16 protein-coding genes and 1 pseudogene are annotated in these 23,726 nt (G+C 70.0%); 5 read left to right on the top strand and 12 right to left on the bottom strand.

Annotated elements, in window-relative coordinates; all coding sequences use genetic code 11:
- Window positions 1-6: 6 nt before the first annotated feature.
- The 3 genes from M9914_00700 to M9914_00690 form a co-directional block, all read right to left on the bottom strand.
- Window positions 7-1,824 (bottom strand): ABC transporter ATP-binding protein/permease, encoded by a 1,818-nt coding sequence (locus M9914_00700; GenBank protein MCO5172688.1) that lies wholly within the window; start codon window positions 1,822-1,824, stop codon window positions 7-9.
- The gene (locus M9914_00695; protein MCO5172687.1) at window positions 1,821-3,725 is read right to left on the bottom strand and encodes an ABC transporter ATP-binding protein/permease; all 1,905 of its coding nucleotides are present in this window, start codon (window positions 3,723-3,725) and stop codon (window positions 1,821-1,823) included. Before M9914_00695 ends, M9914_00700 begins: the two co-directional genes overlap by 4 nt.
- A gap of 366 nt (window positions 3,726-4,091) precedes the next feature.
- On the bottom strand, window positions 4,092-5,096 hold the full coding sequence (locus M9914_00690; GenBank protein ID MCO5172686.1) for an LLM class flavin-dependent oxidoreductase: 1,005 nt from the start codon (window positions 5,094-5,096) through the stop codon (window positions 4,092-4,094).
- 75 nt (window positions 5,097-5,171) lie between these two features.
- Between M9914_00690 and M9914_00685 the strand changes: the two genes are divergently transcribed.
- Window positions 5,172-5,975: a hypothetical protein gene (locus M9914_00685; protein ID MCO5172685.1), complete on the top strand. Its 804-nt coding sequence runs from the start codon at window positions 5,172-5,174 to the stop codon at window positions 5,973-5,975.
- A 54-nt stretch (window positions 5,976-6,029) separates the two neighbouring features.
- On the opposite strand, the gene M9914_00680 is transcribed toward M9914_00685, so the two are convergent.
- The 5 genes and pseudogenes from M9914_00680 to M9914_00660 form a co-directional block, all read right to left on the bottom strand.
- Window positions 6,030-7,754, bottom strand: a complete 1,725-nt coding sequence (locus M9914_00680) for a chloride channel protein (protein MCO5172684.1) — start codon at window positions 7,752-7,754, stop codon at window positions 6,030-6,032.
- Window positions 7,755-7,849: 95 nt separating this feature from the next.
- Complete coding sequence (locus tag M9914_00675) at window positions 7,850-8,650, bottom strand: thioesterase family protein (protein MCO5172683.1); 801 nt, start codon at window positions 8,648-8,650, stop codon at window positions 7,850-7,852.
- Between the two features lie 7 nt (window positions 8,651-8,657).
- A complete protein-coding gene (locus tag M9914_00670) occupies window positions 8,658-9,038 on the bottom strand; it encodes a DMT family transporter (GenBank protein ID MCO5172682.1) in 381 nt (126 codons plus the stop codon).
- Between the two features lie 171 nt (window positions 9,039-9,209).
- Window positions 9,210-9,599 (bottom strand): annotated as a pseudogene (locus M9914_00665) (DMT family transporter).
- Between the two features lie 303 nt (window positions 9,600-9,902).
- The gene (locus M9914_00660; protein MCO5172681.1) at window positions 9,903-11,723 is read right to left on the bottom strand and encodes an MFS transporter; all 1,821 of its coding nucleotides are present in this window, start codon (window positions 11,721-11,723) and stop codon (window positions 9,903-9,905) included.
- 91 nt (window positions 11,724-11,814) lie between these two features.
- Between M9914_00660 and M9914_00655 the strand changes: the two genes are divergently transcribed.
- The 3 genes from M9914_00655 (at window position 11,815) to M9914_00645 (ending at window position 15,593) form a co-directional block, all read left to right on the top strand.
- Window positions 11,815-13,410, top strand: a complete 1,596-nt coding sequence (locus M9914_00655; GenBank protein MCO5172680.1) for an iron ABC transporter permease — start codon at window positions 11,815-11,817, stop codon at window positions 13,408-13,410.
- Window positions 13,411-13,581: 171 nt separating this feature from the next.
- The gene (locus M9914_00650) at window positions 13,582-14,583 is read left to right on the top strand and encodes an ABC transporter ATP-binding protein (protein ID MCO5172679.1); all 1,002 of its coding nucleotides are present in this window, start codon (window positions 13,582-13,584) and stop codon (window positions 14,581-14,583) included.
- On the top strand, window positions 14,580-15,593 hold the full coding sequence (locus tag M9914_00645) for a thiamine diphosphokinase (GenBank protein MCO5172678.1): 1,014 nt from the start codon (window positions 14,580-14,582) through the stop codon (window positions 15,591-15,593). Before M9914_00650 ends, M9914_00645 begins: the two co-directional genes overlap by 4 nt.
- 84 nt (window positions 15,594-15,677) lie before the next feature.
- Here M9914_00645 and M9914_00640 read toward each other — a convergent pair whose 3' ends face one another.
- Both M9914_00640 and M9914_00635 read right to left on the bottom strand, forming a co-directional pair.
- Window positions 15,678-16,343, bottom strand: a complete 666-nt coding sequence (locus tag M9914_00640; protein MCO5172677.1) for an aquaporin — start codon at window positions 16,341-16,343, stop codon at window positions 15,678-15,680.
- A 290-nt stretch (window positions 16,344-16,633) separates the two neighbouring features.
- Entirely contained in the window at window positions 16,634-18,832 is a 2,199-nt protein-coding gene (locus M9914_00635) for a hypothetical protein (protein ID MCO5172676.1), read from the bottom strand.
- A 445-nt stretch (window positions 18,833-19,277) separates the two neighbouring features.
- Here M9914_00635 and M9914_00630 point away from each other — a divergent pair, with 445 nt between their 5' ends.
- The gene (locus tag M9914_00630) at window positions 19,278-19,706 is read left to right on the top strand and encodes a hypothetical protein (GenBank protein MCO5172675.1); all 429 of its coding nucleotides are present in this window, start codon (window positions 19,278-19,280) and stop codon (window positions 19,704-19,706) included.
- Window positions 19,707-19,724: 18 nt separating this feature from the next.
- On the opposite strand, the gene M9914_00625 is transcribed toward M9914_00630, so the two are convergent.
- Together M9914_00625 and M9914_00620 are read right to left on the bottom strand one after the other, a co-directional pair.
- Window positions 19,725-22,166, bottom strand: coding sequence for a hypothetical protein (locus M9914_00625; protein ID MCO5172674.1), 2,442 nt, complete (start codon window positions 22,164-22,166; stop codon window positions 19,725-19,727).
- A 52-nt stretch (window positions 22,167-22,218) separates the two neighbouring features.
- On the bottom strand, window positions 22,219-23,673 hold the full coding sequence (locus M9914_00620) for a nitronate monooxygenase (protein ID MCO5172673.1): 1,455 nt from the start codon (window positions 23,671-23,673) through the stop codon (window positions 22,219-22,221).
- Between the last annotated feature and the right edge of the window lie 53 nt (window positions 23,674-23,726).

Below are 23,726 nucleotides of genomic sequence, written 5' to 3'. Positions count from 1 at the left end.
AGCGGCTCAGCCGACCGCGGCGGCATCGCCAACCGCGACCCCGTCGGCGCGCGCCGACTCCCCGTGTTCGCCGCGGAGCAGGGCGCCGAGCTCGGGCGCCTCGTCGAGGACGTCGGCGAGCCTGCCCTGCGCCACCACCCTCCCCTCCTCGAGGACGATCACGCGGTCGGCCCGCTCGAGGGCGGCGCGGCGGTGCGAGACGACGAGGCAGGTCGTCCCGCCGGCCACGAAGAGTCCGTCCCACAACCGTCGCTCGGTCTCGACGTCGAGGGCGCTGGAGATGTCGTCGAACACGAGCAGCTCCGCGCCGCGCAGCAGCATGCGGGCGGCGGCGGCCCGCTGCACCTGGCCGCCGGAGAGCCGCACGCCGCGGGTACCGACCTCCGTGTCCAGACCGCCTCGCATGTTCGCGAGGTCGGGCCCGAGCACGGCCAGCTCGAGGGCGGCCGTCACGTCGGCGTCGCTGACATCGGCGCCCATCACGACGTTCTCGCGCAAGGTGTCGGAGAACAGGCGCGGCACCTGGGAAGTGTAGGCGGCGCGCGGCGGCACGAAGAACGAGGCGGGGTCGGTCACGAGGGCGCCGTTCCACGCGACGCTCCCGGCGTCGCGCGGCAGCAGCCCGAGCAGCGCCCTCAGCAACGTCGTCTTCCCCGACCCGACGCGGCCGGTGACCACCACGAACTCGCCGCGCCGCACCGATAAGGTGACGTCCTCGACGCCCCTGGCCCCGCCCGGATGGTGGGCGGTTAGGCCGACGACGTCGAGGCGTTCGAAGGGTGCGACGCGCGGGAGGCTCCTGACGAACGGGGCCTGCGGGTGCTCGAGGTCGTAGGACCGCGGCGTCACGAGCGCGTCGACCGGGGCGTCGACGAGCAGGCGCCCGAGGCGCTCGAAGGCCACGCCCGTGCGCTTGTGCTGCACGACCATCAGGCCCATGAACGACAGGGACTGCGTGAGGCGCGGCAGGTACGTGACGAACAGCGCGAAGTCGCCCACGGTGAACGAGCCGTCCTTGAGCGCGGCCGCCCCGAGCAGCAGGATGATGCCCGTGGCGATGTTGACCATGTTATCGGTCACGCTCCTGAACAGCTCGGTCAGGAGCGTGTCGGTGAGGGCGCGCTTCTTGCGCACCGAGTTCAGGGTGGCGAAGTGGCGCAGCACGAACGGCTCGCGCCCCGACGCCTTGACGGCCTGGACGCTGCCGAACGTCTCCCCCAGGAAGTCCGTGACGCGGCTGGTGGCCTCGCGGCTCAGCCGCCGCGCGTTGCGGATGTGGGGCCGCAGGAGCCGCGTCAGGAGGACGGTTAGGGCGAGCGGGACGCTCGCCAGGACCGTCATCACCGGGTTGATCGTGAGCATAGTGGCGAGGGCGGCGAGGGCGAAGGCGGCGAAGCCCCAGAAGTCGCACCAGTACTCGTAGTACTCGCCGATGTCGTTCACGTCGTCGCGGAAGCGCGTCACGGCCTCGCTCGGCGAGTCTGGCAGCCGGCGGGAGCCGCTCGCCTCGACGAGGTAGCGCAGGAGCGAGCTGCGCACGTGCAGCGTGATCTCGAGCCACCAGGTCGCCCAGGTGTAGATGCCGCCGACGAACATGAGGATGCGCAGCGCGTCCGTGCCGAGCCCGAGGGCCAGGTAGCTCCAGGCGTTGGCACCGGCGCCCGCCGCCCCCGAGAGGGCGTCGAACACGCCGCGCATGGCCAGGCCGAAGATGATGGGCGAGGAGTGGATCAGCGCCCAGAGGATGGCGGTGAACACGAAGTACGTGCGCCGCTGGCGCCCGAGCGCCATCACCAGCCGCAACGGGTTGGTCGAGAAGGTCATGCGAGTTCCTCCAGCGCTTCGTCACGCGCGGCGCGCGAAGCGAACTCTTCGCCGGGGGCGAGGGCCTCGCCGGGGGCGAGGAGTTCGCCACCTGCGCTGCTCTCCCCCGGCGCGAGGTTGAGGTCGAGGCTGAGCGCCGCCCTGCGCAGCCGCGCGTAGCGCGAGCCCGGGTCCTGCGCCAGTCGGTCGCGCCGACCGTGCTCAACCAGGCGGCCGCGGTCCATGACGAGGATCTCGTCGACGCGCTCGACGGTCTCGAGGCGGTGCGCGATCACGATGGCCGTGCGGCCCGCGAGGAGACGCTCCATCGCGGCCTCCAGGCGGCGCTCCGTGGCCGGGTCGAGGCGCGAGGAGGGCTCGTCGAGCACGATGAGCCCGGGGTCGGCGAGGAAGACGCGCGCGAAGGCGATGAGCTGAGCCTCGCCAGCCGAGAGGTTGCGGCCGCCGGAGTCGATGAGCGTGTCGAGGCCGTCGTCCTGCCGCTCGAGCCAGTCGGTCATGCCGAGCTCGCTCAGCACGGCAAGGATGCGCTCGTCGCTCACGCTGTCGTCGAAGAACGAGAGGTTGTGCCTCAGGGTGCCACGGAAGAGCTGGACCTCCTGCGACACGAGGCCGACCCTCGAGCGCAGGCCGTCGAGGTCCGCGGCCTTGGCGTCCGTGCCGCCGAGCCTCACGACGCCGGCGGTCGGGTCGTAGAGGCGGAAGAGGAGGCGCGTGAGGGTGGTCTTGCCGGAGCCCGTGCGTCCGAGCAGGCCGACGCGCGTGCCGGGCGCCAGGCGGAAGCTCACGCCGTCCAAGGTGAGCTGGTCCGGGCCGACGTCGGGGTAGTGGAAGCTCACGTCGTCGAACTCCACGGCCAGCGGACCTCTCGGCAGCAGCGCGGTGCCATCGCGCCGCAGGGCCGAGGTCATGCTCATCAGCTCGCCGATGCGCTGCACGCCCGCACCGGCCTTCTGGAGCTCCTGGAGCTGCTGCGTGATCTGCTCGATAGGGTTCTGCAGCATGAGGAGGTACTGGAACACCATGTACGCCGTGCCGACGGTCAGGGCGCCCTGCCGGACGAGGCTGATGGACGAGCCGACGGTGACGGCCATGCCCACGACGAACAGCGCGTAGCTCGAGAGCCACACGATGGAGCGCAGCATCCAGGCCCTGCGCGTGTCGTGGTAGACCTTGCGCATCACGCCGCCGAAACGGTGCATGGTGTAGGCGCCGGCGCCGTTGCCGCGCAGGTCGTCGAGCCCCTGCAGGCGCTCCTCGATGAAGCCGAAGAGCTTGGCGTTCGCCTCACGCTCTAGCTGCGTGGCGGGCACGCCGGCGCGGCGGGTGCGGGAGAGCACGACCCACTCGAGGACGACGAACCCGGTGAGGACGGCGCCCATCAGGCGGTTCTCGAACCAGAGCGCCGCGAGGATGCCGACGAGGAGCAGGGCCCCTCCGAACACCCTCACGGAGAAGACGGAGAGGAAGTTGGTGAGCGACGTGACGTCGCCGTCGATGCGCTCGATCATCTCGCCGGACGTGCGCGCGTTATGGAACGCCATGTCGAGCCCGAGCGTGTGCGCCGCGAGGTCCTCGCGCAGGAGGTTGGTGGCCGTCCAGCCGACGGCGGCGGCCACGTAGGTCGCGACGGCGTTCATCACCTGCGTCAGGAGCGCCACGACGAGGAACGTGAGGGCGATGCGCGTGAGCTCCGCGCCGGGCGCCGCGCCCAGCGCACCGTCTATGAAGCGCCGCAGGAGCTGCGGCACGAGGAGCTGCAAGCCGGTAGCGGCGAGGAGCAGGAAGGCCATCGCCACCGCCCAGCCGCGCTGAGGGGCGAGGTAGCGCACGAGGATCGACGAGAGCGACGGGGCGCCGCTCGCGGGACGTCTACTGGTTGGGGCCGTGCTGGTGGTCATTCTCGCCTCGAAGGTCTCAGATGCTCGATCTGGTGAGGGTCTGTCGTTCCGTTAGCGCGGTTCTTGCTTCTTGCGATCGACCCACACGACGAGAAAGCGACCGTGGGGCCTCGTTCGGGGGCTGCCCACGGTCGCGTCGGTTACTAAACTCTGTTCAGCGAGCGACGAGCAGGCAGTCCTCTCCCGTAAGCGGCTTGCCGGCACCCAGGTGCCGACGCACGCGTACGTTGAGGAAGAAGACGCCTGCCATGACGCTGGAACTTTAGCGGCAAGGCCCAGGGGTTGTCAAGCGCAGGAAGAACTCACGGGGCCGCTCTCTCCGATCTGGTGGCGGCGCTCCGCGCCCAGCGCGTCGCCCGTCGGGCCTCAGGCGAACGCCTCCGCGAGCAACGCGTAAGACCGCATGCGCTCCTCGTGCGCCGCGATGTGGGTGGTGACGATGAGCTCGTCGACCTCGAGCCGCTCCGCCAGCTCCAGGAGCCGAGAGCGCACGCGGTCCGGCGTGCCCCACACGAGCATGCGGCGCGAGTGCTCGGCCATCGCGGCCTCCTCCGGCGTGAACCGGTAGGCCGCGACCTCCTCGGCCGTCGGTAGGGGCCCTCGCTCGTTGCGCCTTATCCGCAGCCACATGAGGTCGTGCCCACGCGCCAACTCCTCGGCCCGCTCGGCCGTGCCGGCGCAGATGACGGAGACGCCGAGGATCGCGTACGGCGCGGCCAGCTCGGCCGAGGGCCGGAAGCCGTCGCGGTAGGCACGTAGAGCGGGGACGGCGTGATCGGGACTGAAGTGGAAGGCGAAGGAGTAGCCGCGCCCGGTCTGGGCCGCGTACCGAGCGCCGTACATGCTCGATCCCAGGATCCAGAGGGGCGGGAGCTTCACGCCAGGCAGCGCGGCGCTCACACGACCCAACGGGTGGCCCCCCAGGAAGTCCGACTCGCCCGCGTAGGCTCGAAGCATCTCGACCTGCTCCGGGAAGTCGTCCGCGGCGAGGTGGTCGGCGCTGCGTCGCAGCGCGAGCGCCGTGACCTGGTCGGTCCCCGGGGCGCGCCCAAGGCCAAGGTCGATACGGCCCGGGTACAACGCCTCGAGCGTGAGGAAGTCCTCGGCTACCTTCAGCGGCGAGTGGTTCGGCAGCATGACGCCGCCGGAGCCGACGCGGATGCTCGTAGTCTCGCGGGCCAGGACGGCGATCAGGGTGGCAGTGGACATCGAGGCGAACGCCGGGGTGTTGTGATGCTCGGCGACCCAGACCCGGCGGTAGCCCGCCGCTTCCGCGAGGCGGGCGAGCTCGACGCTGTTGCGGAACGCATCCGTGGCGCTGCCGTCGGGTGGGACGGGCACGAGGTCCAAGACGGAGAGTGGGATGCTCATGCGACGACGTTAACCGGCCTCCGATCGGCCCTAGGTATCCGCCATCCGGACACCCCCCATGAGTCAGAATGGCGCATGCCTGCAAGGGCCGGCGCACCGTCCGGCACTCGATCCGTCACCTACCGCGGAACGGTCCTGGACCTGCTGGTCGTGGCCTTGAACCTGGTGGCGGGCCCCCGAGCCACCGACTGGGTGACGGACCTCATCAGTTACGCGCCGGACGAGAGGACGCAGGGGCTGATCGTCGGCATCGGGACGGGCGCCATGCTCCTGCTGCCCGCGCTCGCGGCCGTGTTGAAGCGCCGCCGCACGCAGGCGCGCCTGGCGGCTCTGGCCGAGCAGGAGGGCGTGGAGCGGATCCAGCTCCGCACGGGCTGCCTCTTCAACCCGATCTTCTACCTCTCGGTCAACCTGATCCTCGGCTGCGCCGTGGTGGCCGGCATCGGACCGCTGGTCTTCGGCTCCGATCTCATGGACCGCGGCGAGGTGTTCGTCCCGCTAATCCTCGGCGTCATAGTGGCGAGCGTCTGGCAGACGGTCATCGTCTACCGCTACTTCGAGCCGCTGCCGGCCAAGGCGCGCCCGTCAAGGTTCCTCGAGTCGCGCGCCGCGGAGTTCCTTGGCGACGCCTGCATCTACGTCAACACCATGCTCTTCCAGGTCGTGTGGCTGACGGTCGCCACGACCCAGTTCGAGCCCGTCACGAGCGTCCAGGACGCCTTCGGGCGCCTGTTCTACATCTTCTTCGCGGCGCTGCTCGCCTACTTCCCACCGCGCATGCTCTACCTGGTCGAGGAGCTGCGCCGGCCGCGCGGGTACCTGACGCTCCTGCTGGCCAACGCCGCCATGCTCTACCGGCTGTTCGTGGGCGGGGGCTGAGCGGCCGCCATCGCGTGTAGGGCCCCCAGGTCGTTCGTGGCGGGGGTCGAGGAGCTAGTCGGTCACCTGTGACAACCGGCGCTTGAAGGCGCCCATCGAGTCCTCGGTCGCCACGACCGTCAGCCTGTCGCCCGCGTGCAGCTCGGTGGAGCCGTCCGGGATGATCGCCTGGTCGCCCCTTAGCACGCTCATGAGCAGTACCTCGGCCGGGAGCGCGAGGGCGCGCAGCGGCACGCCCGCCAGGCCGCTCCCCTCGGGGACCTGCGCCATGAAGACGAGCTCCTGACCGCCCGCCAACGGCACGCTGTCACCTTGCTGCAGGCGCTTCACGAGTTCGCTGTCGACGACCGCGGGGTCGAGCGTGACGGCGCGTTGCTTGAGGAGCCTGACCACGGTCTGCAGGTACTCGGCCTGATGGACGGGGCTGTCGCCGGGGTGAGCCACCGCGTCTTCGTGCAGGGTGGGGTACTTCATGCCGCGGCTGATGCGCTCCTGGACCATGAAGCTGATGGCGACCGCCATCATGGTCGGCAGGATGAGCTGGTAACCGCCCGTCATCTCGGCGACCATGATGAGCGTGGCCAGGGGAACCCTCGCGGCCCCGGCGAACACGGCCGCCATGCCCACCACCGCGAACGTCTGCGGGGGTGGCGCCGACGGCGTGATGGCGCCGAGACCAGCGGCCATGAAGCCCCCTAGCATCACGCCGACGTACAGGCTCGGGGCGAACGTGCCCCCGGACCCTCCCGAGCCGATGGTGAGGGCCATCGTGACGAGCTTGCCGACCGCCAACGCGAGCATCAGCCATAGCCCCAAATGGCCGTCGAGGGCGAGCTGCATCCACCCGTAACCGCTGCCGAGGAGCTGCGGGAACACCATCCCGATCAGCCCCATGGCGAGGCCGCCGAGCGCAGGCTTGAGGAAGGCGCGCAGCTTGAGCGCGGAGAACCAATCGCGCACGGCGTAGTAGACGAGCGGAACGAGCACGGCGAGGAGCCCGGCGGCCACGCCGAGGAGGGCGTACCACCCCAGTTCGCGCACGCCGGTGAAGCTGATGCCTGCGCTCAGCTCGAACAGGGGCGCGAAGCCCGTGAACGTGCCGCTGACGGCGTAGGCGGTGGCCGCGCCGATGAACGTGAACACGAGGGCGGCGCTCTCGAAGGCAAGGCTGCTGTAGAGCACCTCGACTGCGAAGATAGCCGTGCCGAGCGGGCTGCGGAAGATGGCGGACAGCCCGGCAGCCATGCCCGCCAGCATGAGCGTGCGCCGTTCGTCGTCCGGGAGCTTCAACCAAGTAGCGGTGATGGCGCCGAAACCGGAGGCGATCTGCGCCGTTGGGCCCTCGCGACCGGCGGAGCCGCCGGAGCCGATGGTGATGGCGCTCGCGACGGTCTTGACGATGGGGATGCGCGTCCTGACATAGCCGCCGAGGCGGTGGAACGAGCGGATGGCGGCGTCCGTGCCGTGCCCCTCTGCCTCCGGCGCCACGGCGGCGATCAGCAGCCCGACCAGCAGGCCCCCCAAGGTCGTGGACACGGGGATCAACCAGTTGAGCACCGGTTGTGCCGGCGAGGCCCCGAGCGCCACCGCCTGTTCGGGCTCGAGGGCCGGCATGCCCGCGATGCCCACGATGAACAGGTCGCTGGCGACGTTGACCATCCACAGGAAGAGATGGGCCCCGCCGGCGCCTACGAAGCCGACGATGACGCTGAGGAGCACCAGCCTTGAGGTCTTGTCGAGTCTGAGGAGCCAGGTCACGTACGCCCTTCGGAACGGCATACGGTAACCCGTTCGCGGTCGGGTGGGCACCGATCCGTTCGGCTACCGCGACATAGACCCATGATCGAGGCCCGCCTCCGATGCCGGCTACGCCGCTAGCCCACCACCGGCCTGACCGTGAGCGCCTGCGCCAGGGCGCCGAACGGCCCGGACTCGTCGTGGAGGACGCTGCGTGTCATGCCGAGGCCCGTCGGCCCGAACGCGACGGTCGTGTCGAGCCCGAGCCAACCCGCTGCCGGCGCGCGGAAGAGGTGCACCGTCAGGTCGAGGTTCGGGAAGGCGGCCTCGTCCATGGCCACGCGCGGCGACATGCCGTTGGCGACGTCGATCAGGCCGAGGACCGTGGCGGTCGGGCTGACGCGCTCGCCCGCGATGAGCTCGAGGCCCGTGCGCACCCAGCCGGTCGCGCGACCCGGTTCGCTCTGCGAGCGTCGGAGCTCGACCGAGCGCACGAACTCGCCGTACCAGTAGTCGCCGAGCTCCGCCGGGGGCGTGTCGGCCGGACCCGGTATGCGGGGCAGCGCCGTGCCCGCCATGTGGGCCGTCGCGTAGGCCGCGGCCAGCCAGGCGCGGGCGACGACGGCGGGCCTGCCCGCGTGGCTGAGGCGCGCGCTCACGAGCTCGATCGTCCTACCGGGCCGCACGAGCTCGACCTCGATCTCGACGGGCTCGACGGGCACGGTGCCCAGGATGTCGTAGGTCACGCGCGCGACCTGCAGGTCGCCGCGTCCGCGTGCGGCGGCGTCCACCTCGATGGCGTGGGCCAGCGCACCGAAGAGCGGCGCGACGTGGTACTCGGCGGGGTTCCAGGCCCCGCCCACGTACCTGGTGGGCCGGAGGCGCGTGGTCGATTCGCGGACGAAGTAGGCGTTCGGCGTCGTCTCGCCTTCACTCATTGGGGCATCATCGCACCCCTTCGCGCCGCAACTGCACGACGAGCGTCCCGACGACGACCAGCCCGAAGGCCACGACCTGCCTGATTCCGAGCGGCTCACCCAGGAAGAAGTAGGCGAGCACGGCGATCTGCACCAGCATCGTGTTGTTGATGACGCTCGATTCGGTGGCCGAGAGCCTACGCAACGTGAGGTTCCACAGCGTGAACGCGAAGGCGGTGTTGACGAGCGCCAGCCACACCACGATCAGCCAGCCGCGCGCCGAGAGCGCCGGCAGGCCTTGCACGAACGCCCCGGCCCCTAGCAGCACCAAGGCCCCGGCTCCCATGCTCACCGCGGTCACGACGAGCGGCCCGAGCTTGCCGCCGCGGTTGACGGCCCTGCCGAGCAGCGCGGAGGCGGCGTTCGCCAGGGCGCCTAGCCCGGCTACCGCCCAACCGACCGCCGCGCCCGCCGCTGCGCCGGTCGCGCCCGCGCCCGGCGCTCCCGCTCCCGGTAGGAAGTACACGAGCGCCCCGACGAGCACCAGCCCGACGCCGACCCACTGCGCCGGTCTGAGCCCCTCGGCGAGCAAGAAGGTGCCGAGCAGCGCCACGAGCACGGGCGTGAGCGAGAGGGCCAGGCTCACGGACTGGGCCGGCAAGTAGGCGAGCGCGACGAACTGCGCGCCCTGGGTGAGGCTGTACATGACGAGCCCGAGGAGCACCAGGGCGAGCCATGCGCGCGCGCCGAGCGCCGCGACGGCCGCGCGGCGCGCCGGGCCGGCCAGCAGCGCCGCCCACAGCACCGTGGCCGCGAGCGTGTAGCGCAAGCCCGCGAACGTGAGGGGCGGGATCTCGCCCAACCCTTGCTTGATGAGCACCCATGAGCTCGACCAGAGCAGGGTGACGAACAACGCCTGCAGGACCGCGACGAAGTGGTTGCCTTGGGGTGGGACCTGTTCTCGAGCCATACGGTGCCTCCGGCTGGTTCGCGCGGCCCCGGCCGGTCCGGTGCGGGACCCAGCTAGCGCCTGCGCGAGACCTACCCCCTCGAGGCTTCTATCCGGTGAGGTGCCTGCCGTTTCGCGCCCGCTTGCCTGTCTCGGCCGCCGCTTGCGCAGCGTTCGCTTAGGCGCGACCCGGCGTTACGTGGCGCTCGGTCCTGGCCCGGTGCTTGATCGGCGGAACCCTAGCCACCCCTTGGTCGCGAGGCCAGCGTAACCCGCGATGGCTACCTTTGCCGAACCCGCCTGTCATGAAGGCAGGCACGTCGTTCACTCCCCCGCCACGACCCCGTGCGTCTTGCGCAGCGGCTTCTCCGGCAGGAACCAGGTGACGAGCCAGCCGGCGAGGACGATGAACCCGACGATGAAGTAGATGTGCGTCACGGCGGTCGCGAACGACACGCGCACCGCCCGTACGACCTGGGCGGTGAGCGTCTGCACCTGGCTCGTGAACTCCTCGCGCAGACGCTCGAGGAAGGCGGTCCGTCCAGCCTCGCTGCTCTTCGTCGCCGAGTAGCCGGCCAGGATGCCGGTCACCGCCGCGTCCGGCAGGGCCGACTCGTTGAGCGCGCGCGAGACCGCCCCGTCGTCACCGGAACTCACCGCCGCGGCCAACTCCTCGTAGGTCGCCTCGAACTGATCCGCGATGCCCTGGGCTATCGCGTCCGCGCCCCCGGAGGTGGAGCCCTCGGCCGCTATGCCGCCCTGCCCACCCAGGCCCCCGCCCGCCGCGGCGCCGGCCGGCATGTTGGTGGCGAAGGCGTTCACGAGCCCGGTGGTGAGCACGGTGCCGAGGAGCGCGGTGCCGAGGGCGCCGCCTATCTGCCTGAAGAACTGGACGGCGCTGGTCGCCTGGCCGATCTTCCGGAAGTCGACCGAGTTCTGGACGGCCAGCGTGTAGAGGGGCATGGACGGCCCGAGGCCGAGGCCGACTATCACCATGAAGAGCGTGACGCGCCAGTAGGGCACGTCCGGGCCCATGCGCGAGAGGAGGTAGATGCCTACCAGCAGCAGGACGCCAGCGACGAGGAGGATGCGCCGGTAGTGCCCGAGGCGCGAGACGAGCTGGCCCGCGATCGTCGAGCCGACCGTCACGCCGAGCGACAGCGGCACGAGGCTCAGGCCGGCGCGCGTGGCGGACACGCCGAGCACGTTGACCATGAACAGCGGCAGGAACGCGACCAAGCTGAGGAAGGCCGCGCCAAGGAAGAACACTGCGATGTTGGCCGTGCGGAAGACCGAGTCCTTGAAGAGGGTCAGATCGAGGATCGGGCTCCTCGCGAAGAAGGAGCGCAGGACGAACAGAACGAGGACGACCACGCCGACGCCGAGGAGGACCAGCGTGGTCGGCGAGCCCCACGGGTGCTCGGTCTTGTCGAGCTGCAGCCCGAGCACCAACGGCCCGAGCCCGCCGAACAGGAGCACGACGGAGAGCAGGTCGAGGCTCCCCCTCTCCCCTCTCGGGACCAGGCGCGGCATGCGCGTGGTGACGAACCAGAGAGCCAGGATGCCGAACGGCAGGTTCACGTAGAAGACCCAGCGCCAGCCGGCGATGCCGGGGATCAGGCCGCCGCCGTGGTCCGTCAGGAAGCCACCGATGAGCGGTCCGAGCACGCTCGCGATCCCGAACACGCTGCCGACCAGGCCCTGGTACTTGCCGCGCTCGGCGGGCGGGAAGAGGTCGGCGATGATGATGAACGCGAGCCCGAGCAGCCCGGCGCCGCCGAGCCCCTGGAAGGCGCGGAAGACGATGAGTTGCGTCATGCCGTCGCCGAGCAGCGGCAGCGTGCCGAACTCACCGGCCAGCCCGCACAGGAACGAGCCGCTCAGGAACAGGCCGATGGCCCAGAGCTCGACCTTCTTCCGGTCGAACATGTCCGCGAGCTTGCCGTAGATCGGCACCAGCACCGTCGAGACCATCAGGTACGCGGTGAACACCCACGCGTAGCGGTCGAGGCCCCCGAGGTCCTCGACGATCTTGGGGAGTGCCGTGGAGACGATCGTCTGGTCGATGGCCGCGAGGAACATGGCCAGGAGGATGCCGGCGAGGATGTAGTTCCGGTCGCGTGTCGAGATGGTGGCACTGCTCACGCGGCGAATGCTATCGCAAGGCGCGGGCGGCCGACCGTAACACGACACGCGGACCCGGTCCGCGCCCCGCCCCCGTCCTACACTGGACCGCATGCGGCCGAGCCCGACCCCACGCCTGGCCGGCGCCATCGCCACGCTCTTCCTGGCGGCGTTCCTCGCCGTGCCGCTCGCCGTGATCCTCGCGCGCAGCCTCGCCCCGAGCGCCGGCGAGCCGTTCGGCGCGGGGTTCCTGGCGGCGCTGACCGACCCTTACTACTTGGGGCGCCTAGGCTTCACGCTCGGCCAGGCGCTGCTCTCGACGGCGCTCACGGTGGTCGTCGGCCTGCCGACCGCCCTCCTCCTCGCCCGCTACCGCTTCCGGGGCAAGCGGGTCCTGACGGCCGCTTTCACGGTGCCGTTCGTGATGCCGACGGTCGTGGCCGGCATCGGGTTCCTCGCTCTCGTCGGTCCGCGCGGGGTGCTGGGGGTCGACCTGCGGAACACGCTCGCCATCGTCCTCCTCGCGCACGTCTTCTACAACTTCGCCGTCGTGGCGCGCACGGTCTCTGGCTTCCTCGAGGGCGTCGCCCCACGGCTGGAGGCGGCGGCGGCCACCCTCGGCGCGACGCCCTGGCGCGTCGTGGCGCGCGTCACCCTCCCCCTTGCGCTGCCGGCCACGTTCGCGTCCGCGCTGCTCGTCTTCCTGTTCTGCTTCACGAGCTTCGGCGTCGTGCTCATCCTGGCGCCTGCGCCGGCCTTCGCGACGTTGGAGGTCGAGGTCTACCGCCTGAGCGCGCGGCTGCTCGACCTGGACGCCGCCGCAGCCCTCGCCTCGGTGCAGCTCGTCCTGCTACTCGCGGTCGGTTTCGTCTACACGCGCCTGCAAGAGCGCTTGGCAGTGAGCGTCGCGCCGGGCGACGCCACGCGGCGGCCCCGCGGGCCGGAGCGCCTGGTCATCCTCGCGGCGCTCCTCGTCACCGGCGCGCTGGTCCTCGGCCCGCTCGGCGCCCTCGTGACGCGCTCGCTCGCCGCGCCTGACGGGAGCTGGCCCTCGACGCGGAACTACGCGACCCTCCTGGTCCCGGCGTCGACGGTCGGCTTCACCGGCCTCTGGAACGCCCTGCGCAACTCGCTCCTCTTCGCCACCTTCAGCACGGCCCTCGCCCTCGCCGTCGGGTTCCTCTTCTCCCACGCCATCGTCCGCGGTGGGTGGCGTTGGCTCGACCAGGCGAGCCTGCTGCCGCTGGTCGTCAGCCCGATCACGCTGGCATTCGGCTACCTCCTCACGTACCCGCTCCTCGTGGGCTCCCCCTGGGGCGTGCCCGTCGCGCACGCGCTCCTGGCGTTCCCGTTCGTGACGCGCACGCTCCTGCCCGCGTACCGCGCCCAGCCGCCCGCGCTCGCGGCGGCGGCGGCGACCCTCGGAGCCGGACCGCTCAGGGCGCTATGGCGCGTCGACCTCCCGCTCCTCAAGCCGGCGTTCCTGACGGCCGCCGCCTTCGCCTTCGCCATCTCGATGGGCGAGTTCGGGGCAACGCTGCTCCTGGTGCGGCCCGAGTTCGCCACCCTGCCGGTCGCCATCTTCGACCGGCTGGGCAGACCGGGAGCGGCCAACTACGGCTCGGCCATGGCGCTCGCCGTGGTGCTCATGACGCTGACCGCGGTCGTCATGCTCCTCCTGCAGCGCAGGGGCAGGAGCGAGTTCTGAACGCGGCGTGGACGGCCCCGGGCGCTCGACGAGCCGAGCGGGTCGGCTGCTTATGATGCCCGGGATGAGCAGCCGTCGCCTTTGGCCCCTCGGCGGGCGCGCCAGGCAGCGGCCGGGGGAGCCCGGTCGCAGCGCTCCGGGGCGCCACCGGCGATACCCCGACCGGTCGGCATGAGCCTGCGCGTTCAAGGGCTCGTCAAGCGCTACGGAGCGGTGAGCGCGCTCGCCGGCGTCTCGCTCGAGCTCCCGGCCGCGACGACGCTGGCCCTGCTCGGCCCGAGCGGCTGCGGCAAGAGCACCCTCCTGCGGCTGATAGCGGGCCTCGAGGCGCCCGACGCCGGCGCGGTGACGTTGGACGGCGCCGACCTGGCCTCGACCCCGCCGGCCAAGCGGCGTTTCGGCATGGTGTTCCAGGACTACGCCCTCTTCCCCTACCTCGACGTGGCCGGCAACGTCGCGTTCGGCCTCGTGGAGGCCCGCATGCCCGCCCCGCGGCGCGCGGCGCGCGTAGCCGAGTTGCTCGAGCTGGTCGGCCTCGGCGGCTTCGAGCGGCGCAAGGTCGACGAGCTAAGCGGCGGCCAGCGGCAGCGCGTGGCGCTCGCCAGGGCGCTGGCGCCCGAGCCGCGCCTCCTGCTACTCGACGAGCCCCTCTCGAACCTGGATGCCAAGCTGCGCGAGGCCCTGAAGCTCGAGCTGCGCGGCATCCTGGCCGGGCTGCCCGCCGGCGCGGTCTACGTGACGCACGACCAGGGCGAGGCGTTCACCGTCGCCGAGCGCGTGGCCCTGATGCGCGAGGGGAGGATCGTGCAGGTCGGCACGGGCGAGGAGCTCGTCGACCGGCCGGTCGACGCGTGGGCGGCGCGCTTCCTGGGGCACGACAACGTCTTCGAAGGCGCCGAGGCCAGGCGGCTGCCTCCCGGCGCCGAGGCGGCGGTCCTGAGGGCGGACCGCGCACGGCTCGTCGGCGCAGCGACCGGTGGCGTGGAGGTGGGCGTGACGGACGCCATGCGCGAGGGCCTGGAATGGCGGCTGACCCTGTTCGCACCAGCCTGGGGAGTGCCCGTGGTGTGGCGCGGCTTCGACCGGGAGCTGCCAGAGCATCCCGTGCCGGGCACGCATTACGGCCTGGACGTGCCGCCCGAGGCCTGGCGCACGCTGGAGGGCGAGGCATGACGGACGGCCGCGTCATCCGGCCGACCACGGCGCTGATACTGGCGGGCGGCATGCTCCCGACCCCGGCGCTATGGCCGGCGCTCCTCGAGGGCTGCGGCGCGGTCATCGCGGCGGACGGCGGGTTGGCCCACGCTCGGGTACTGCGCGTTACGCCCGACCTGGTGGTCGGGGACCTCGACAGCGTGGAGCCGAGCCTGCTGGAACGCTATCCGGACGTGCCCATCGAGCGGCATAGGGCCGACAAGGACCAGCTGGACCTGGAGCTGGCGCTGGAGGCGGCGTGGTCACGAGGCGCCACCGGCGTGAGGGTCGCGGGCGCGGTGGGCGGCCGGCTCGACCAGACCCTGGCCGCGCTCCTCATCGCCGCGCGCGCCGCGAGCACGGGACGCGAGGTCGTGCTGTACGGCGGCCGGTACGAGGCGCGGTCGGCCGTGACCGGCTCGAGCATCGTCAGGGAGCTGCCCGGCGGCACGACCGTCAGCCTGCTGGCGCTGCAAGAGGGTTGCCGGGTGAGCATCGGCGGCGTCCGTTACCCGCTGCACGCCGCCGACCTCCCGTGGGGGTCGGGGCTGGGCGTCTCGAACGAGGCGGCGGGAGGGGCCGTGCGCCTGGACGTGCTGTCGGGAACCGTGGCCCTGCTCATCGAGCATCCGGAAGAGGACCCGCGCGCCGCCATCTGGGGCGCGCAGTCGGAACGCATCGGCGCGGCGTTGGCCGCGGCGGACCCCGACCTCGCGGCCCTCATCGAGGGCTTCGTCTACACCGACATGTTCTCCCGGCCCGGCCTGGACCTCGCCACGCGCGAACTGCTCGCCGTGGCGCTGCTGACGTCGCTGGGCGCGACGGAGGAGCTGACGACGCACCTGCGCGGCGCGCTGCGCACGGGGGCCACGGAGCGGCAGGTGCGTGAGGCCATCCTCCACGCGGCCGTGTTCGTGGGCTTCCCCCGTGCGCTCGCCGCCATGCGGGTGCTGGGACAGTACCTGGACGACCGTCCGAGACGGTCCTGAGGGCTAGGTCGACGCCCCTCAGGACCGTCCTCGGTTCACGTCAGCAGCAGCTTGAGGAGCGCATCGCTCCTCGAGGCTGGTGGCTCAGTTCGCCTTGCCTTCCGGCGCCTCGATGAACGTCTTGTAGACGGCGCCCGCGACGATGCCGCCGAGCACGGGGCCGAGCCAGTAGAGCCAGAACTGGCCGAGGAACGCGCCGCCGGCCAGCAGGGCCGGCCCTAGGTGACGAGCCGGGTTGAGCGCCGCGCCCGTGATGGGGCCGGCCACGAGGATGCCCATGGTGACGGAGAGGCCGATGAGGAAGCCGCCGAGCTTCGGCGCGCGCTTGTCGACGGCGGTACCGAGCACGGTGAAGACGAGGAAGAAGGTCAGGACGGCCTCGAGCAGGATGGCCGCGCCGACGCCGACGCCGGGAGCGAGCGCCGGGGTGCCGGTACCGGCGACCGCGGTCTCGGCGGGCAGGCAGAGCTTGATGAGGATGGCGGCCACGAACGCGCCGGCCACCTGCGCCACGAGGTAGCCGAGGATCTTGCCGGCCGGGAACTTGCCCGCCGCCCAGAGACCGATGGTGACGGCCGGGTTCAGGTGCCCGCCGCTCACCGCGGCTACGGCGGTGATCATGACCGCGAGCGCGATGCCGTGGGCCAGGGCCACGCCGACGAGGTCGGCGCCGATGGCGATGGCGCCGACGCCGGCGAAGATGAGCGTGAACGTGCCGACGAACTCGGCGACCAGGGGCTTGATGTTCATGCAGGGTCCTTTCTCATTTGGTGCTCATCGACGATGGTAACCGGTTGCGAGCGCATCGTCCACACCCCACCCAAGGTTGCATTCAGGTCGATTCACTCGGTAATCGGGTGCTCGCTCACTTATACGGACATGGGCTGAGCGTTGCCACCTCCGCCGGCGCGGCCTAGTGCCTGTGTGACCGACGTCATCGAGCCATGAAGGAGCGACCTAGGGGGCAACCCGACGCGACCCGGCGTATCCTAAGAGGGTAGCGAGCGTTCGTCCCGGTGACCCTGATCAACGAACAGCGCTCACCTGTTGACCTTGACCTCGAACGTGGCGTTGGCCACCCAGTCGTACCAGAGGTCGACCTGCTCAGGGATGTTGAGCGGCTTCGGCACGATCCCCGAGTAGTCGACCGCCGTGAACAGATGCACTACGTACTCATCGTTAGGTCTGTCATACCGCGCGTACGCAGTAATCGGCGACGCGGCGTAGTACGACGGTTTGGTCGGAGACCGCCAATCACAAACGCCGTAATAATCGGCAGTGAAGCCGTCTTCGATGGTACTGCCGTTGATCTTAGCGTTGGGGTCGATGAATACGGTCTTGTTAGGCCCGCGAAGACGGAAGTCCTGGTTCGTGTTGCGCTCGTCCCCCTGGCCGCCTACGCCTGTGATCGTCACCAGATAGGTCTTGGCGCCCTTCTCGGCCTTGAAGCGCAGGAGCATCTCCGCGCAGCCGAAGCGCATACCGTCCTTGAACATCCCGGTCGGCGTGGCGCCGTAGTTCACCTCGAGGCGCGAGTCGATGACGCGGTCGTCACCCCGCACCGAGGCCGCCATGCGCGCTATCGGGCTGGCGCCCGCCGGTATGGTAGTCGCGCCTTCGTCGACCTCGAAGACCTCGACGGCGATAGTGTCGTAATCGTAATTCGTGATGCTGACTGGCGAGTTATGGAAGTACCACACATCCGACTCGGCGGTATCCAGCGTCTTACCGTCATGCAGCAGGTCGCTAAGCTCACCGTACGTCCCGCTCGTCGTCCAACGATACAGGTAGTTCCCGGACGTCTGACCCTTCGGCACCACGGTGAACCGCGCGGACGCGTTACTGCGCGTCACGGTCGCCTCACCTGGTGTGAGGGCGAAAAGCGCAGGAGCCGACACCGCCGTCCAATCGACGACGCTGGGCGAGCCGGCGAGGTCGTACATGATCTTCGCGACGTCGCCGCCGACGAGAACGGTCTGCACGGCAGCCGCGATGGCACTGGCGCTCGCCCGCGCACTGAGCCGCTTCTCCATAGCCTCGACAGCCGCCTTGTTGGAGGCGCTCTCCTCCAGCGCCTCCGCGACCATGTTCATCATGTCGAGGCGGAAGTTACGGTTCTCCACGAGCTCCTGCATCACGAACTTCAAACCGTTAGCGTACGAGGCGGCGCCTGGTTTGAGGAAGACTCCCAGTCCCAGCAAGTGCGTGTCGTAGATCTGCTTCACGCGCTGCCGCATGCCATTGAGTTTGGCGGCGTCAACCTTCGCCATGTTCCCGAGGCCGTAGACCTCCATCAGAGGAATGAGGAGATCGTCGAGGAACAGCTCTATCGACTTGTCCGTGGCGATGTCGCTCCACTGGTCGTGAAAGCCCGCGAAGAGCGGGTAGCTCATGATCGGCCAGGCGGCGTCCGTGGCGCTCGGACCCACCAGGATCAGGCGGTAATGAGTGCGGCTGGCGCCCTCGTGACCGGCCAGCTTCAGGGCCGGACTCATGACCGGCGACCACGGCGAGTCGCCGGTGACCACGTCCAGAAGCGCGTTCAGGAACTCCAGCTGGCCGGTAGCCGGCACCTCGACGCGCTCGACCAACACCGGCGGATCAACCGGGTGCTCGACCCTGTCGGCGTCCTCCCAAGACTCCTCGTAGGCGAGCAGGGCAGCTGGGCGACGGAAGTGGTTCTGCGCCACGACGCCCGCTCCTGACGGGTTGTGAAGTACGAAGACACCCGCCTGCCGCGTCGTCGGCTCGATGATGATGTTGCTGCCGTCCACGGCGGCGGGGGTGACCGTAACGCTCACACCGGCCTGCGAGAAGGCCGAGGCTCCGGGAACCAGAGCTGCGCTGCCTAGGTTAACCCCATCGAGAGCCACGAGGTCCAAGCGCGCGTCGCCGAGCAATGACGCATGCGCTGCCTCCAGCGCGTCGAGGAATCCCGAGTCGGGCTCCGCGACCCCGTTGCCCCCCGCCAGAAGCTGCCGCTCCAATTCCGAAGCCAGATCGGCAACCTCAGGCGCTCCCTGCAGCAGTGACCGAACCTTGTCCTGCTGTGCTGGCGGTAGCCACATGCCGCCAACGAGGTAGTACAGGAGCGCCTCCGCCGTGCTGGTCGGTGACAGTTCAGCAGCGGCACCGCTTGTCATTCCGAGAAGGAGGAGCGAGCCGTTCTGGGCCTCGACTCCAAGCTCCGTCATAGCGCCGTCGAACACGGAAACCGTGAACTCGCCCGTTGCGGACACAGGATATGTGCCGAGCGGAGTACTAACCGTCAACCCTGAAAGGTCGAGTCCAGTTCCTGCAGGCAGTAAGACCATCCCCTTCACCGTGAGCGTTCCTCCGCTCGGTGGCTGTGGGTTCGACGAACCGCCGCACGAGACCAGCAGCCACACGAGCGGCGCCAGGAGAAGAGGCAGGGTGGTGGGGCGAGCTATCTTCCACGGTCTTCTCATAGTAGGTGTAGGGTAGCCTACGTGGCTTCAGGCTTCTCTTTACTGGACACAAGGTGCCGTTCAGGTTTTAGGCAGCCCGTTCTTCATATGCAGTGCGAGCCACAGCGTCGTCCGAGTCCCCTCATTACGTTTCCACTAGCCCATACTGACGTAGCCTGAACCGTCCCGCTGTTTAGCACCGGCTTGGCGAGCCCCACTGGTTCGAGCGCGCGCAGCCCGAACGTATACTCGCCGCGTGACCGCCTCCGACATCCTGCGCAGGCTCGCCGAGCTCGGCCTCCCGGAGCGCGACTACGCGCTGCACTCCAGCGCCGCGCTCGTGCTGCGCGGCATCCTGGAGGAAGCCGGCGACCTCGACATCGTCGCGCGCGGCGCGGCCTGGGAGCGGGCTCTCGCCATGCTCGACCACGGCGCCGTCCTGGACGGCGGCCGCCAGGACCTCCGCGTGAGCGTCGGCGACGACGTGGAGATCTACGACGGCTGGATGGGCGACGACGCCGACACGGTCATCTCGCGCGCGGAACCCGTGGGCGGCGTGCCCTGCGCGAGCCTGGCCGACGTCGTCGCCATGAAGGAGCGGCTGGGGCGGCCTAAGGACCTGGCTCACCTCGAGCGCATAGCGGCTTACCTGGCTAGGCAGCGCGACCCCGGCATCGGCGCGTAGCGAGGCGCCCGCTCACGCTCACCTGTTGACCTTGACCTCGAACGTGGCGTTCTCGACCCAGCCGTACCACAGGGCCACCCGCTCGGGGAGGCTCACCGGCCGCAACACGATGCCCGAATAGTCGGCGTTGACGAACAGGTACACGATGTACTCGTCCTTGGCCCGGTCGTAATGGGCCGAGGTCGTGATGGGTTGGCCGGCGAACCGGGACGGGTCGGCGGGCGCGCGCCAGTCGCAGGTGCCGTAGTAGTCGGACGTGTAGCCGTCCTCGACGATGGTGCCGTACTTCGCGTTCGGGTCGATGAACACCGTCTGGTTCGGCCCACGGAAGCGGAAGTCCTGGTTGGCGTTGCGCTCGTCCCCCTGGCCGCCTACGCCCCGCAGGGAGACCAGGTAGCTCTTGGCGCCCTTCTCGGCCTTGAAGCGCAGGAGCATCTCGGCGCAGCCGAAGCGCATACCGTCCTTGAACATCCCGGTCGGCGTGGCGCCGTAGTTCACCTCGAGGCGCGAGTCGAGGACGCGGTCGTCGCCCCGCACGGACGAAGCCATGCGCGCTATCGGGCTGGCGCCCGCCGGGATAGTGGTCGCCCCGGCCTCGACCTCGAAGACCTCCACCTTCACCGTGTCGTAATCCGTGTCCTTGATGTTGAGCGGCGAGTCGTGGAAGTACCAGACCTCCGCCTCGCGGGTATCGAGCGTCCTGCCGTCTCGCAGCAGGTCGCTGAGCTCGCCATACGTCCCGCTCGTCGTCCAACGGTACAGGTAGTTCCCGGACGTCTGACCCTTCGGCACGACGGTGAACCGCGCGGAGGCGTTGCTGCGCGTGACGGTCGCTTGATCGGGCGTGAGGGCGAAGAGGGCGGGCGCCGACACCGCCGTCCAATCGACGACGCTGGGCGAGCCGACGAGGTCGTACATGATCTTCGCGACGTCGCCGCTCACGAGGACGGTCTGCACGGCGGCGGCGATGGCGCTGGCGCTCGCCCGGGCGCTGAGCCGCTTCTCCATGGCGTCGATGGCCGCCTTGTTCTTATCGCTTTCCTCGAGCGCTTCCGCGACCATGTTCATCATGTCGAGGCGGAAGTTGCGGTTCTCGACGAGCTCCTGGATCACGAACTTGAGTCCGTTGGCGTACGAGGCGGAACCCGGCTTGAGGAAGACGCCCAAGCCCATGAGGTGCGTGTCGTAGATGACCTTCACGCGCTCGCGCATCTTGTTCAGCTTGGCGGCGTCCAGCTTCGCCATGTTCCCGAGGCCGTAGACCTCCATCAGCGGGATGAGAAGGTCGTCAAGGAAGAGCTCGACGGACTTGTCGATGGCGATGTCGCTCCACTGGTCGTGAAAGCCCGTGAAGAGCGGGTCACCCATGATCGGCCAGGTGGCGTCCGTGGCGCTCGGACCCACCAGGATCAGGCGGTAGTGAGTGCGGCTGGCGCCCTCGTGGCCGGCCAGCTTCAGGGCCGGGCTCGTGACGGGCGACCACGGTGAGTTGCCGGTGACCACGTCGAGGAGGGCGTTCAGGAACTCCAGCTGGCCGGTAGCCGGCACCTCGACACGCTCGACCAGCATGGGCGGGTCGACGGGGTGCTCGACCCTGTCGGCGTCCTCCCAGGCCTCCTCGTAGGCGAGCAGGGCAGCTGGGCGACGGAAGTGGTTCTGCGCCACGACGCCGGCGCCGGCGGGGTTGTGCAGGACGAAGACGCCGGTCTGCCGCGTCGTCGGCTCGATGATGATGTTGCTGCCGTCCACGGCGGCGGGGGTGACCGTTACGCTCACACCGGCTTGCGAGAAGGCTGAAGCTCCGGCCAGGCCCTGACCCGGCTGGCGCCCCGAGGCGCCGGGAACCAGGGACGCGCCGTCCAGGGTAGCCCCGCCGAGCGCTGAGGGGTCCAAGCGCGAAGCGCCGAGCAGCGAGGCGTGGGCCGCCTCCAGGGCGGCGAGCAGCCCGGCGTCCGGCGCCGCGACGCCGTTACCCCCGGCCAGCAGCTGCCGCTCCAGCTCGGCTGCCAGGTCGGCGCCCTCCGGCACGCCTCGCAGCAGCGAGCGGACCGTGTCCTGCTGGGCGGGCGGCAACCACATGCCGCCAACCAGGTAGTAGAGGAGCGCCTCGGCGGTGCTCGCCAAAGACACCGTCGCGTCCGTACCGTTGGTCGTGCCGAGGAGGAGCAGCGAGCCGTCCGCCGCCTCGACCCCCAGTTCCGTCATCGCCCCACCGAACACGGTGGCCGTGAACTCGCCGGTCGCCGACACCGGATACGTGCCGATCGGCGTGCTGACGGTCAGCTTGGTGAGATCGAGACCGTGGCCGGTCGGCAAGGCTACGCTGCCCTTGACCGTGAGCGTTCCGCCACCGCTCGGCGGCTTCGGGCCCGGCGAGCCGCCGCACGAGACCAGCAGCCACAGCAGTGGCACGACGAGGTACAGCGCCGCCAGCATCGTCTTCGAGTTCTCATGCTTCATGTGACGGAAGGTACGGGGCGCGGTCTTAAACCGCGCTTAATCCAGGCTGGGTCTAGCCGACCGGAACGGTCGTCTTGTGCTCGACCCCGGACAGCAGGTAAGCCACGACGTCCGCCGCCCCGTACGAGTGGTCGCGAGTGTCGATCAGCGGCACGATCGCGGCCAGGTCATCGCCGCTGGTCACCAGCGGGAGCTCGCTGGCCCCGCGCTTGCGCGCCTGCCCCAGCCCGATGTCGGCCATGAGGGCGTTGCAAAGGCACTTGCGACCCACCGTGTCCTCGATCCTGCCGCCCTTGCGCACGTAGTCGGCAACGGGCTCTGCGGGGCAGCGGTAGCCGTGACCGCCCGCCTCGTCGCGGTAGACCTCGCGCAGGTAGCCGAGGTCGCACACGCGCCTGCGGTCCTGATAGACGGCCTCCTCGGAGACCGAGCCGGGGATCTCGACGACCTTGAACGGGAAGCCCGTCGGCGAGGCGAGGGGGTCCGTAAACACCCGGGCGCGGCCAGCCACGATCATCTCGAGCACGGCGCGCTTGAGGCCGGTAGTGATGCCGGACTCGCGGCAGTAGGCGAACAGGGTACCGACCTGGACTCCGGCAGCGCCCAGCTCCTTGGCACGCTCGAGACCCTCGGGGGAGCCGTAGCTGCCTGCGAGCCAGAAGGGCAGGCCCAACTCCGCGATCTGCTCGAGATCCGGAACGTCGCGCTCACCGTAGACCGGTTGCCCCTTCTCGTCATAGACGTCCTTCGCTCGGGGCGGGGCGTTGTGGCCCCCGGCCGTCGGGCCTTCGACCACGAAGCCCTGCACCGCGCCGTTGGCCTTCTTATGCAGCATGCTGGCGAGCGAGTGCGAGGAGACGATGGGATAGAAATCGGGACGCACGAGCGCGGGCAGGCCCTCCGCGCCGAAGCTCGCCGGGTCGAAGACGAGCGGCGGGACCTCAAGGGCGTGAGGGCCGGTCTCCGTGATATCCAGCCTGAAGGCGGCCGAAGCGTGCCTGGCCAGGCGATCGAGAGCGCCAGGGACCTCGCGCGGGATGCCGGCACCCATGAGTACCTTGTCGACACCGGCAAGCATGGCGCCGTACAAGGCGGAGAGGTTGGGCAGCTGCAACTTGGTGAGCAGGTTGACCCCCACCTTGCCGCCATGCCCCTCCTTCGCGAGGAAGACCTCGACGAACGAGCCAAGCATGCTCAGGGCGTGATGCGCGTGGCTGTCGACGACGCTGGGCATGGGCGCGCGCAGATAGGGTTTCCCGAGCGGCCGACCGCCGGGCAGGAAGTAACGGGCCAACGTCGCCTTGACCACGTCGGGGAACGGGAAGGCCGCCATGGCGCGACGAACGACGCCGTCTGAGTCGCCGTCCTGGAGCCGCCTGACGAGAACCGTGTCGATGCCGGTGGCTGAGACGACGCCCAGCTGACCGATCGAGGAGACGGCCCTGGCCAGACGCCAGTTAGAGACCGCGACCCCCATGCCGCCTTGGATTATCGAGGTTAGATGCAAGATAATTCAGCATAACCCGCCGCTACTTGCGATCAGTGATTCTAGGAACGTAG

The organism is Trueperaceae bacterium (genome assembly GCA_023954415.1).
Lineage (GTDB): Bacteria > Deinococcota > Deinococci > Deinococcales > Trueperaceae > JAAYYF01.
The sequence above is the reverse complement of the archived record's forward strand: the minus strand, read 5'-3'. Positions and strand labels throughout refer to the sequence as shown.